Source organism: Stutzerimonas sp. CXK-1, assembly GCF_057738225.1.
In genome coordinates, this window is sequence record NZ_CM173217.1 from 1,612,501 (window position 1) to 1,624,796 (window position 12,296).

The window sequence follows — 12,296 nt, forward strand, 5'->3', positions numbered from 1 at the left end:
ACACAGGTGGTCGGGTAGAGAATACCAAGGCGCTTGAGAGAACTCGGGTGAAGGAACTAGGCAAAATGGCACCGTAACTTCGGGAGAAGGTGCGCCGGTGAGAGTGAATGACTTGCTCAGTAAGCTCATGCCGGTCGAAGATACCAGGCCGCTGCGACTGTTTATTAAAAACACAGCACTCTGCAAACACGAAAGTGGACGTATAGGGTGTGACGCCTGCCCGGTGCCGGAAGGTTAATTGATGGGGTTAGCGCAAGCGAAGCTCTTGATCGAAGCCCCGGTAAACGGCGGCCGTAACTATAACGGTCCTAAGGTAGCGAAATTCCTTGTCGGGTAAGTTCCGACCTGCACGAATGGCGTAACGATGGCGGCGCTGTCTCCACCCGAGACTCAGTGAAATTGAAATCGCTGTGAAGATGCAGTGTATCCGCGGCTAGACGGAAAGACCCCGTGAACCTTTACTGTAGCTTTGCACTGGACTTTGAGCCTGCTTGTGTAGGATAGGTGGGAGGCTTTGAAGCGTGGACGCCAGTTCGCGTGGAGCCATCCTTGAAATACCACCCTGGCATGCTTGAGGTTCTAACTCTGGTCCGTCATCCGGATCGAGGACAGTGTATGGTGGGCAGTTTGACTGGGGCGGTCTCCTCCTAAAGAGTAACGGAGGAGTACGAAGGTGCGCTCAGACCGGTCGGAAATCGGTCGCAGAGTATAAAGGCAAAAGCGCGCTTGACTGCGAGACAGACACGTCGAGCAGGTACGAAAGTAGGTCTTAGTGATCCGGTGGTTCTGTATGGAAGGGCCATCGCTCAACGGATAAAAGGTACTCCGGGGATAACAGGCTGATACCGCCCAAGAGTTCATATCGACGGCGGTGTTTGGCACCTCGATGTCGGCTCATCACATCCTGGGGCTGAAGCCGGTCCCAAGGGTATGGCTGTTCGCCATTTAAAGTGGTACGCGAGCTGGGTTTAGAACGTCGTGAGACAGTTCGGTCCCTATCTGCCGTGGACGTTTGAGATTTGAGAGGGGCTGCTCCTAGTACGAGAGGACCGGAGTGGACGAACCTCTGGTGTTCCGGTTGTCACGCCAGTGGCACTGCCGGGTAGCTATGTTCGGAAGAGATAACCGCTGAAAGCATCTAAGCGGGAAACTTGCCTCAAGATGAGATCTCACTGGAGCCTCGAGCTCCCTGAAGGGCCGTCGAAGACTACGACGTTGATAGGCAGGGTGTGTAAGCGTTGTGAGGCGTTGAGCTAACCTGTACTAATTGCCCGTGAGGCTTGACCATATAACACCCAAACAATCTGACGATTGTGGGTCGGTCGAAGCCGACAACAGCCGAAAATTCGAATTGAACTGCAAAGCCAGACATCACATACCCAATTCGCTGTAGCGACTCAACACCGATACAGCAACCGAATTGCTTGACGACCATAGAGCGTTGGAACCACCTGATCCCATCCCGAACTCAGCAGTGAAACGACGCATCGCCGATGGTAGTGTGGGGCTTCCCCATGTGAGAGTAGGTCATCGTCAAGCACCTATACCAAACCCCCGACCCGCACTCGCTGGTCGGGGGTTTGTCTTTGCGCAACGGGAAATCAAAGCGCTCCAGGTCTTCCCCTGCTCACGGGTTGCTCACTGCTGACTAGCTCTTCGCCCAGGGCAGCACGCCTATTCCACATCGTGCGGCTGTGATTCACCAGTCGCTTTACCGCTGCCCAGATCGCAGCACGGGTATAATCGGTGCGCTATTTATTCCTACGGGGACAGTTATGCGCGAGCGCCTTTTGGCTGCTGAGAAAACCAGGTCGATAGAGTGGTGTGGGGATTGCCTGCGCTTGCTTGATCAGCGTCTGCTCCCGCTTGAAGTGGTCTGGCGCAGCTTCGATTCCGTAGCGGACGTGGCTCAAGCCATTCGAGAAATGGTTGTCCGTGGCGCGCCTGCGATCGGCATAAGTGCTGCCTATGGAGTCGTCCTTGGGTTGCGAGCACACCTAAAGAACGGTGGAGACTGGCGCAATCAACTGGAATGCGACTTTGCAGTGCTGGCCGCTGCACGCCCGACGGCAGTTAACCTGGCTTGGGCGCTGGGACAAATGCGCGAGCGCTTGCAGCGGCTAAGACCAGGTGAAGATGTCCTCGCCGCGCTCGAGGCCCAGGCAGTAGTCATTCACCAGAGCGACCGCGAAGCAAATCTCGTAATGGCTCAATGGGGCGTAGAGCTGATACGTAAGTTCAATACTAGCCCGCAGACCTTTCTTACCCATTGCAACACGGGGGCGCTCGCGACGGGTGGCTTCGGTACTGCTCTCGGGGTCATTCGCGCTGCCCATCTTGATGGCCTGGTCGAGCGCGTTTACGCAGACGAGACAAGGCCTTGGCTTCAAGGGTCAAGATTGACGGCCTGGGAGCTTAGCAACGAAGACGTGCCTGTCACCTTGAACGTCGATTCGGCTGCAGGGCATCTGATGAAAACCCGAGCGATCAGCTGGGTGATTGTTGGCGCTGACCGAATCGCTGCAAACGGCGATGTTGCCAACAAGATAGGTACCTATCAATTGGCGGTGTTGGCCATGCATCATGGGGTTCGCTTCATGGTTGTTGCGCCTAGCTCAACGTTCGATATGTCGATGGAAGATGGAGACGCGATGCCGCTAGAAGAGCGTTCCGCCAAGGAGCTGCTTGAGCTGAACGGACAGCAGGTCGCTAAGGAGGTGGATGTCTATAACCCCGTATTCGACGTCACGCCGGCAGATCTGATCGACGCAATCGTGACGGAGAAAGGCATCGTGGAACGACCTACGGCGGATAAGCTGGCTCGCCTCATGAGTCGCACTCGCCTGCATTGAGACTCTTCCGCTGACTGACGCACGCAAGGCCCTGGCTTCGCGTTTGCGGCAGCCAGCTGTGGTACCATTTCGGGCTTATCGCAGGACCTTGCTGACTAAAAAGGAACCAGGTTTCCATGGGCGAACTGGCCAAAGAAATTCTCCCGGTCAATATCGAAGACGAGCTCAAGCAGTCCTACCTCGACTACGCAATGAGCGTAATCATCGGTCGTGCGCTGCCGGACGCGCGCGACGGTCTCAAGCCGGTCCACCGGCGCGTGCTCTATGCCATGAGTGAGCTGGGCAACGACTGGAACAAGCCGTACAAGAAGTCTGCCCGTGTGGTTGGTGACGTCATTGGTAAGTATCACCCCCATGGCGACTCGGCAGTCTACGACACCATCGTTCGAATGGCGCAGCCCTTCTCGATGCGCTACCTGCTCGTCGATGGTCAGGGCAACTTCGGTTCGGTAGACGGCGACAGCGCAGCAGCGATGCGTTACACCGAAGTGCGCATGGCCAAGTTGGCCCATGAGCTGCTAGCCGATCTGGACAAGGAAACGGTCGATTGGGTGCCGAACTATGACGGCACCGAGCAGATTCCCGCAGTCATGCCCACGAAGGTGCCCAACCTCTTGGTCAATGGCTCCAGCGGCATCGCTGTCGGTATGGCTACAAACATTCCCCCGCACAATCTGGGCGAGGTGATCGACGGCTGTCTGGCACTTATTGATGATCCGGACATCAGCATCGATGAGCTGATGCGTCATATCCCAGGGCCTGATTTTCCTACCGCCGGTATCATCAACGGGCGCGCGGGTATCATCGAGGCGTACCGCACCGGCCGAGGACGTATCTATATTCGGGCCCGCGCAGAAATCGAGGACATCGACAAGGTCGGTGGCCGACAGCAGATCGTCGTCACCGAGCTGCCTTACCAGCTGAACAAGGCGCGGTTGATCGAGAAGATCGCCGAGTTGGTGAAAGAGAAGAAGATCGAAGGCATCACCGAGCTGCGTGACGAGTCAGACAAGGACGGCATGCGCGTGGTCATCGAGCTGCGGCGTGGCGAAGTGCCGGAGGTGGTCCTCAACAACCTCTATGCCCAGACTCAGCTGCAGAGCGTATTCGGCATCAACGTGGTAGCGCTGGTCGATGGGCAGCCGCGCACGCTGAACCTCAAGGAGCTGCTGGAAGCCTTCGTTCGCCACCGCCGCGAAGTTGTCACCCGGCGTACCGTATACGAACTGCGCAAGGCGCGCGAGCGCGGGCATATTCTCGAAGGTCAGGCGGTCGCGCTGTCCAACATCGATCCGGTAATCGCCCTGATCAAGGCTTCGCCGACGCCGGCCGAAGCCAAGGATGCGCTGATTTCCACCGCCTGGGAGTCGAGCGCGGTCGAAGCGATGGTCGAACGCGCCGGTGCCGATGCCTGCCGTCCAGAGAATCTCGACCCGCAGTACGGTCTGCGCGACGGCAAGTATTTCCTTTCACCGGAACAGGCCCAGGCGATCCTCGATCTGCGCCTGCACCGACTGACCGGCCTCGAGCATGAGAAGCTGCTCGCCGAGTACCAGGAAATCCTTACCCAGATCGGCGAGCTGATCCGTATCCTGACCAGTCCGGTGCGGCTGATGGAAGTCATCCGCGAGGAGCTGGAGGGCGTGAAGCGCGACTTCGGCGATGCGCGTCGTACCGAGATCCTCGAGTCTCGTCTGGATCTGACCCTGGCCGACCTGATCACCGAAGAAGAGCGCGTCGTTACCATCTCTCATGGTGGTTACGCCAAATCCCAGCCGCTGGCCGCCTATCAGGCACAGCGTCGCGGCGGGCGTGGCAAGGCCGCGACCGGGGTGAAAGAAGAGGATTACGTCGAGCATCTGCTGGTCGCGAACAGTCATACGACGTTGCTGCTTTTCTCCAGCAAGGGCAAGGTCTACTGGCTCAAGACCTATGAAATTCCAGAGGCGTCGCGTACTTCCCGGGGACGTCCATTGGTGAACCTGCTGCCGCTCGATGAAGGTGAGCGTATTACCGCGATGCTTCAGGTCGATCTGGAGGCGTTGCGTCAGCAGGCGTCCGACGAGGACGACCTGGACGATGCAGTCGAGCAGGACGAAGTCGAGGATCTGGCTGAGGGCGAGGACGCCGCCGAGGAGGTTGTGAGTGGCGCCTTCATCTTTATGGCAACCGCCAACGGTACCGTGAAGAAGACGCCGCTGGTTCAGTTCAGTCGTCCCCGCAGCAGTGGTCTGATCGCCCTGCGCCTCGAGGAAGGCGATACCCTGATCGCCGCTGCGATTACCGACGGCAGCCGCGAGGTTATGCTGTTCTCCGACGCCGGCAAGGTGATTCGCTTCAAGGAAGGGCACGTGCGCACCATGGGGCGTACCGCACGCGGTGTGCGCGGCATGCGCCTGCAGGACGGCCAGCAATTGATCTCCATGATCATCCCGGAGCCTGGCGCGCAGATACTCTCCGCATCGCTCCATGGCTACGGCAAGCGCACGCCGATCGACGAGTATCCGCAGCGCGGCCGCGGCGGCCAAGGCGTGATTGCCATGGTCAGCAACGAGCGCAATGGCAAGCTGGTCGGCGCGATTCAGGTACAGAACGGCGAGGAGATCATGCTGATCTCCGATCAGGGGACCCTGGTGCGCACCCGTGTCGACGAAGTGTCGTCGCAAGGGCGCAACACCCAAGGGGTTACGCTGATCAAGCTAGGCAAGGGTGAACACCTGGTCGGGCTTGAGCGGGTGCAGGAGCCGTCCGAAGATGAAGTGCAGGAAGACATCGAAGCGCTGCTGACCGAGGATGCGCTCGAGAAGGAGATGCCCGTGGTCAGCACTGAGCCAGGCGAAGACGAACTGCTCGGTGGCGTAGGCGACGTCTCCCCTGATGTGTTGCCGACGGACGACGAAGACTAAAGGCGGGCCGGATGGCCCTGCTGCTGGGCCTCTCCGGACATGATGTGCTATCCCAGGGGCTACGAGTGCCCGATTCGAGAGTGAACGACGTGAGCAAACGCGCTTTCAACTTCTGCGCAGGTCCGGCTGCGCTTCCAACCGCGGTCCTCGAGCGTGCTCAGGCAGAGTTGCTGGATTGGCAGGGGCTGGGACTTTCTGTGATGGAAATGAGCCATCGCAGCGATGCGTACGTGGCCATCGCCAGCAAGGCCGAGCAGGATCTGCGCGACCTGCTGACGATCCCCGACAACTACAAGGTGCTGTTTCTGCAGGGTGGCGCCAGCCAGCAATTTGCAGAAATCCCCCTCAACCTGCTCCCCGAGAGCGGAGTTGCCGACTATATCGATACGGGTATCTGGTCGCGCAAGGCGATTGACGAGGCCCGTCGCTTCGGCCAGGTCAACGTCGCCGCCAGCGCCAAGCCATACGATTATTTCTCGATTCCGGGGCAAAATGAGTGGCAGCTGAGCGAGCGCGCGGCCTACCTGCACTACGCCAGCAACGAGACGATCGGCGGCGTGCAATTCGACTGGGTGCCACAAGTCGGTGAGACGCCGTTAGTCGTGGACATGTCCTCCGACATCCTGTCGCGCTCGATCGATGTTTCCCGCTATGGCCTGATCTATGCCGGTGCTCAGAAAAACATCGGACCCAGTGGTCTGGTGGTGGTGATAGTCCGTGAAGACCTTTTGGGGCGTGCGCGCAGCAGTTGTCCGACGATGCTGGATTACAAGGTCGCCGCCGACAACGGTTCGATGTACAACACGCCAGCAACCTTTTCCTGGTATCTGGCCGGCCTGGTCTTCGAATGGCTCAAGGAGCAAGGTGGCGTCGAGGCAATGGAGGCGCGCAACCGGGCGAAGAAGGATTTGCTGTATAGCTTCATCGACTCCAGCGAGTTCTACGCCAATCCGATCGCGCCCAATGCGCGGTCCTGGATGAACGTACCCTTCCGCTTGGCGGACGAGCGGCTGGACAAGGCATTCCTCGCCGGCGCAGACGCCCGCGGCCTGCTCAACCTCAAGGGGCATCGGTCGGTCGGTGGCATGCGTGCCTCGATTTACAATGCCGTGGGGCTCGATGCCGTCGAGGCGCTGGTTGCCTACATGGGCGAGTTCGAGAAGGAGCATGGCTGATGAGTGACGCTGATCAGCTGAAAGCCCTGCGCGTGCGCATCGACAATCTGGACGAGAGAATCCTCGAGCTGATCAGCGAGCGAGCCCGCTGCGCTCAGGAAGTTGCGCGGGTAAAGACCGCTTCCCTGGGTGAGGGCGAAAAGCCGGTGTTCTATCGGCCGGAGCGTGAGGCATGGGTGCTCAAGCACATCATGGAGCTTAACAAGGGGCCGTTGGACAATGAGGAAATGGCCCGTCTGTTTCGCGAAATCATGTCCTCCTGCCTGGCCCTGGAGCAGCCGCTTCGTGTGGCCTATCTCGGTCCCGAAGGAACCTTTTCGCAGGCGGCGGCGCTCAAGCACTTCGGCCATTCGGTCATCAGCCAGCCGATGGCGGCAATCGACGAGGTCTTTCGCGAGGTCGTGGCCGGTGCGGTGAATTTCGGTGTCGTGCCGGTCGAAAACTCGACCGAAGGCGCGGTCAACCATACGCTCGACAGTTTCCTCGAGCATGACATCGTCATCTGCGGTGAAGTGGAGTTGCGTATCCACCATCACCTGCTAGTGGGCGAGAACACCAAAACCGACCGCATCACGCGTATCTACTCGCACGCCCAGTCCTTGGCGCAATGCCGCAAGTGGCTCGATTCGCATTACCCGAACGTCGAGCGTGTGGCTGTTTCCAGCAACGCCGACGCGGCGCGGCGGGTCAAGAGCGAGTGGAATTCCGCAGCGATTGCCGGGGACATGGCCGCCCAGCTGTACGATCTGACCAAGCTGGCGGAAAAGATCGAAGACCGCCCCGACAACTCCACGCGCTTCCTCATCATCGGTAGTCAGGAAGTCCCGCCGACAGGTGATGACAAGACGTCCATCATCGTCTCGATGCGCAACAAGCCTGGTGCCCTGCATGAATTGCTCGTGCCGTTCCATTCCAACGGTATCGATCTGACCCGTATCGAAACACGCCCCTCACGCAGCGGCAAATGGACCTATGTGTTCTTCATCGATTTCCTGGGGCATCACCAGGATCCGCTTATCAAGGACGTGCTCGAAAAGATCGGCCGGGAAGCGGTGGCGCTGAAGGTGCTGGGTTCGTATCCCAAGGCGGTACTTTAATTAGTGGCCGCCGGCTGCGAGCCTCAGGCTGCGGTGAGTGGCGTGCGGCTCGTGCGGGCGGCCGATAGCTCGAGGCTCGAAGTAATGTCCTGTGATTTTCTTGCCCTGGCTCAGCCGGGCGTGCAAAAGCTGTCCCCGTACGTTCCCGGCAAGCCGGTCGATGAGTTGGCCCGTGAGCTTGGCCTTGCTCCCGAAACGATCGTCAAGCTTGCTAGTAACGAGAACCCGCTGGGACCGAGCCCGCGCGTGCTAGAAGCCGTTCGCCAGGCGCTGCCGGAGCTGACGCGCTATCCGGATGGCAACGGCTTCACGCTCAAGCAGAGCCTGGCCCATCGCTACGGTGTCGCACCGGAACAGATCACCCTGGGCAACGGCTCGAACGACATCCTTGAGTTGGTGGCCCGTGCTTTTCTCGCTCCCGGGCTCAACGCGGTGTTCAGTGCACACGCCTTTGCGGTCTATCCGATCGCGACGCAGGCAGCGGGCGCCCAAGGCAAGGTGGTGCCCGCCCGCGACTGGGGGCACGATCTCGACGCCATGTTGGCGGCGATCGATGCTCAAACCCGCGTGATATTTCTTGCCAACCCGAACAACCCTACGGGTACCTGGTTCGGTGCCGAAGCGTTGGAGCGTTTTCTGGCGCAAGTTCCGGAGCAGGTGCTCGTCGTACTCGACGAGGCATATATCGAATACGCCGAGGGTAGTGAGCTTCCCGACGGCCTGGCTTATCTCGCCCAGTATCCCAATCTGCTGGTCTCGCGCACTTTCTCCAAGGCATATGGGTTGGCTGCGTTGCGCGTTGGCTATGCGATTTCGTCGCCGCGAATCGCGGACGTGCTCAACCGTGTCCGTCAGCCCTTCAACGTCAATAGTCTCGCGCTCGCGGCCGCTTGCGCGGCGCTAGAGGACGAGGACTATCTTCGCGCCAGTCGTGAGGCCAATACCGCCGGCATGCGCCAGCTCGAAGCGGGTTTTCGGGCGCTCGGCTTGAGCTGGATTCCATCACGGGGAAATTTCATCGCAGTGGACTTCGCTCGTGATGCGGCGCCGGTCAATCAGGCACTGCTGCACGAAGGCGTGATCGTGCGCCCAGTCGCCGGTTATGGAATGCCGACGTTCCTGCGCGTTTCGATCGGCACCGAAGCCGAGAATGCTCGTCTGCTGGACGCCCTTCAGCAGGTGCTGGCTCGGTGAGTGGCGCTCGCGAAGCAATGACGGCGCCGCTGGTCGGGCGTCTGGTCGTCGTTGGGCTTGGGCTTATCGGTGGCTCGTTCGCCAAGGGGCTGCGAGAAGCCAAGGCGTGCCGCGAAGTGGTGGGTTTCGACCTGAATCCCCGCTCCCGTGAGCTGGCCGTCGAGCTTGGCGTAGTCGATCGCTGCGCAGAGTCGCTCGAAGAGGCCTGCCGCGGAGCCGAAGTGGTCCAGATGGCGGTGCCGATACTGGCCATGGAGCGGCTGCTGGAGCAACTGGCCGGGCTCGACCTGGGCGATGCGATCCTGACCGACGTCGGGAGCGCGAAAGGTAGTGTCGTGCGCCGCGCTGCTGCAGCCTTTGGCAGAATGCCCGATCGCTTCGTGCCGGGGCATCCCATTGCGGGCTCCGAGCAGAGCGGCGTGACTGCTGCCGACGGATCGTTATTTCGTCGGCACAAGGTGATCCTGACGCCGTTGGCAGAGACCGATCCAGATGCCCTCGCGCTGGTGCATCGGCTTTGGGCTACCCTTGACGCGCATGTCGAGCACATGGACGTGGTTCGCCATGACGAAGTGCTCGCAGCCACCAGTCATCTGCCGCACCTGCTCGCGTTCGGACTGGTCGACTCGCTGGCCCGGCGGCACGAGAATCTGGAAATCTTTCGCTATGCGGCAGGAGGGTTTCGCGATTTCACCCGTATAGCGGGCAGTGATCCGGTCATGTGGCACGACATCTTCCTCGCCAATCGTGAAGCGGTGCTGCATACGCTCGACGACTTTCGGGCTGACCTCGATGAGTTGCGTGCTGCTATCGATCAGCAGGATGGGCGCAAGCTTCTGGGCGTTTTTACGCGTGCCCAGGCGGCCCGGGAACATTTCAGCAAAATACTGGCTCGCAGGGCCTATGTGGACGTTATGCATTCCAAAGATCTGATCTTCATTGCTCAGCCAGGTGGCCACCTCAAGGGTCGCCTGCGGGTACCGGGCGACAAGTCCATCTCTCACCGTTCGATCATGCTCGGCTCGCTTGCCGAGGGTACTACCGAGGTCGAGGGCTTTCTGGAGGGGGAGGACGCACTGGCGACTATCCAGGCGTTTCGCGATATGGGGGTCGTGATCGAAGGCCCCCAGCAGGGGAACGTGATCGTTCACGGCGTTGGCCTGCACGGCCTGAAGGCCCCGGCCGGTCCGCTCTACATGGGGAATTCGGGCACCTCGATGCGGTTGCTGTCGGGGCTGCTCGCGGCGCAGTCCTTCGATACCGAGCTCAGTGGTGACGCCTCGCTGTCCAAGCGTCCCATGAACCGCGTCGCCAAGCCGCTGCGGGAAATGGGTGCGGTGATCGAGACCGGCGCCGACGGACGCCCGCCGTTGCGCATCAAGGGTGGTCAGCGGCTGAGTGGCATGCACTACGACATGCCGATGGCCAGTGCCCAGGTCAAATCCTGCCTGCTGCTGGCAGGGCTCTATGCGCAGGGCGAGACGTCTGTGACCGAGCCGGCTCCCACGCGTGACCATACCGAGCGCATGCTGCGCGGTTTCGGTTACCCGGTGAAGGTTGACGGCAGCACCGTGACCGTCGAACCGGGTCACAAGCTGACTGGTACCCGTATCGAAGTCCCGGCTGATATCTCTTCCGCTGCGTTCTTCATGGTTGCTGCAAGTATTGCCGAGGCGTCGGATATCGTGCTCGAGCACGTGGGGATCAACCCGACCCGCACTGGCGTGATCGACATTCTCAAGCTCATGGGCGCCGATATCAGCCTCGAAAACCAGCGTGAGGTTGGCGGCGAGCCCGTGGCCGATATTCGTGTCCGCTCGGCACAGCTCAAGGGTATCGACATCCCCGAAGCGCTCGTCCCGTTGGCGATCGACGAGTTCCCGGTGCTCTTCGTCGCGGCTGCCTGCGCTCTGGGGCGCACCACGCTGCGCGGAGCAGAGGAGCTGAGAGTCAAGGAGTCCGACCGGATCCAGGTCATGGCCGATGGTCTGACGACACTGGGTATCAAGGCCGAGCCGACCCCCGATGGCATTGTCATCGAAGGCGGTCGCCTGGGTGCAGGCGAGGTGTGGGCCCACGGCGATCATCGCATTGCCATGTCGTTCAGCGTGGCGGCGTTGCGTTCGGCTGGTGTGATCCGCATTCATGACTGTGCGAACGTCGCCACTTCGTTCCCCAACTTCCTCGCCCTGGCCCAGCGTGCCGGCATGCAGGTACGGATGGAGGAGCCCTCATGAGCCAGCAGGCTCCGGTTATCACCATCGATGGGCCCAGTGGATCGGGCAAGGGCACGATCGCGGCATTACTTGCCGAGCGGCTAGGGTGGGTGTTTCTCGATTCCGGCGCGCTCTATCGCCTGCTCGCGTTGGCTGCGCAAAAGCATGGTGTATCGCTGAGTGATGGTGCCGCGCTGGCGTCGCTGGCGGTAGGTCTCGATGTGGTTTTCGAGCCTGCGGTGCCAGGTCAGGGCATGACCATCCGGCTCGAAGGCGATAACGTCACCGAGGCAATTCGAAACGAGAATGTCGGTGCTGGCGCCTCTCAGGTGGCGGCACTCGGCGAGGTGCGTCAGGCATTGCTGCAGAGGCAGCAGGCCTTCCGTCAATTGCCGGGGCTGGTCGCCGACGGGCGCGACATGGGTACCGTGGTGTTTCCCGACGCTTCCTTGAAGATTTTTCTCACGGCCAGTGCCGAGGAACGCGCCAGAAGGCGTTTCCTTCAGTTGAAGGCAAGAGGTGATGATGTTAATCTCGCGAGTCTTCTTGAGGAGATTCGGGCGCGCGATGAGCGCGATACCCAACGCGAGGTGGCGCCATTGAAGCCGGCAGCAGACGCTGTCGAACTCGATTCCACTTCGCTCTCCATCGAGCAGGTGCTGCAACGAATTCTGGACGAGGCCGCCGCGCGCAGTCTGTCCTGAGAGGGAGCGCCGAGAGGCGATCTGGCAGGTTCCGCGGTTGTGCGGAGCCTGTTTACAAGGAGGCGTGCAGGAATCCAGATCCAGTCCTGCAGGCCTTTTTTTATATGAATGAACCCACGTTGTCTGGAGCGTGGAGATAGGGCAGCCCGCTG

7 protein-coding genes and 2 rRNA genes (1 of these 9 running past the window's edge) are annotated in these 12,296 nt (G+C 60.4%); all 9 read left to right on the plus strand.

Going from position 1 to position 12,296, the window contains the following annotated elements:
* Positions 1-1,288: ribosomal RNA gene (locus tag AC0KXH_RS07670) — 23S ribosomal RNA — on the plus strand; it begins 1,603 nt to the left of the window's first position.
* 135 nt (positions 1,289-1,423) lie between these two features.
* Positions 1,424-1,539, plus strand: a 5S ribosomal RNA gene (gene rrf / locus AC0KXH_RS07675).
* A 236-nt stretch (positions 1,540-1,775) separates the two neighbouring features.
* Positions 1,776-2,852 (plus strand): S-methyl-5-thioribose-1-phosphate isomerase, encoded by a 1,077-nt coding sequence (gene mtnA / locus AC0KXH_RS07680; RefSeq protein ID WP_061341329.1) that lies wholly within the window; start codon positions 1,776-1,778, stop codon positions 2,850-2,852.
* A 116-nt stretch (positions 2,853-2,968) separates the two neighbouring features.
* Positions 2,969-5,758: a DNA gyrase subunit A gene (gene gyrA, locus AC0KXH_RS07685; RefSeq protein WP_041105196.1), complete on the plus strand. Its 2,790-nt coding sequence runs from the start codon at positions 2,969-2,971 to the stop codon at positions 5,756-5,758.
* 89 nt (positions 5,759-5,847) lie between these two features.
* The gene (serC, locus tag AC0KXH_RS07690) at positions 5,848-6,933 is read left to right on the plus strand and encodes a 3-phosphoserine/phosphohydroxythreonine transaminase (protein WP_488224596.1); all 1,086 of its coding nucleotides are present in this window, start codon (positions 5,848-5,850) and stop codon (positions 6,931-6,933) included.
* Positions 6,933-8,030, plus strand: a complete 1,098-nt coding sequence (gene pheA, locus AC0KXH_RS07695) for a prephenate dehydratase (protein ID WP_043219611.1) — start codon at positions 6,933-6,935, stop codon at positions 8,028-8,030. Before serC ends, pheA begins: the two co-directional genes overlap by 1 nt.
* 84 nt (positions 8,031-8,114) lie before the next feature.
* Positions 8,115-9,224 carry a histidinol-phosphate transaminase gene (hisC, locus tag AC0KXH_RS07700; RefSeq protein ID WP_269263580.1) on the plus strand — a complete coding sequence of 370 codons (1,110 nt, stop codon included), beginning with the start codon at positions 8,115-8,117 and terminating at the stop codon, positions 9,222-9,224.
* Positions 9,225-9,241: 17 nt separating this feature from the next.
* Positions 9,242-11,461, plus strand: a complete 2,220-nt coding sequence (locus tag AC0KXH_RS07705) for a bifunctional prephenate dehydrogenase/3-phosphoshikimate 1-carboxyvinyltransferase (protein WP_488224436.1) — start codon at positions 9,242-9,244, stop codon at positions 11,459-11,461.
* Positions 11,458-12,144, plus strand: coding sequence for a (d)CMP kinase (gene cmk, locus AC0KXH_RS07710; protein ID WP_041105202.1), 687 nt, complete (start codon positions 11,458-11,460; stop codon positions 12,142-12,144). The genes AC0KXH_RS07705 and cmk overlap by 4 nt, the downstream gene beginning before the upstream one ends.
* Positions 12,145-12,296 lie beyond the last annotated feature (152 nt).

Excerpts from the sequence above, each read along its gene's own strand:
- hisC (WP_269263580.1), top strand. The coding sequence starts at position 8,115 with ATGTCCTGTGATTTTCTTGCCCTGGCTCAGCCGGGCGTGCAAAAGCTG.
- cmk (WP_041105202.1), top strand. The coding sequence starts at position 11,458 with ATGAGCCAGCAGGCTCCGGTTATCACCATCGATGGGCCCAGTGGATCG.
- gyrA (WP_041105196.1), top strand. The coding sequence starts at position 2,969 with ATGGGCGAACTGGCCAAAGAAATTCTCCCGGTCAATATCGAAGACGAG.
- pheA (WP_043219611.1), top strand. The coding sequence starts at position 6,933 with ATGAGTGACGCTGATCAGCTGAAAGCCCTGCGCGTGCGCATCGACAAT.
- mtnA (WP_061341329.1), top strand. The coding sequence starts at position 1,776 with ATGCGCGAGCGCCTTTTGGCTGCTGAGAAAACCAGGTCGATAGAGTGG.
- AC0KXH_RS07705 (WP_488224436.1), top strand. The coding sequence starts at position 9,242 with ATGACGGCGCCGCTGGTCGGGCGTCTGGTCGTCGTTGGGCTTGGGCTT.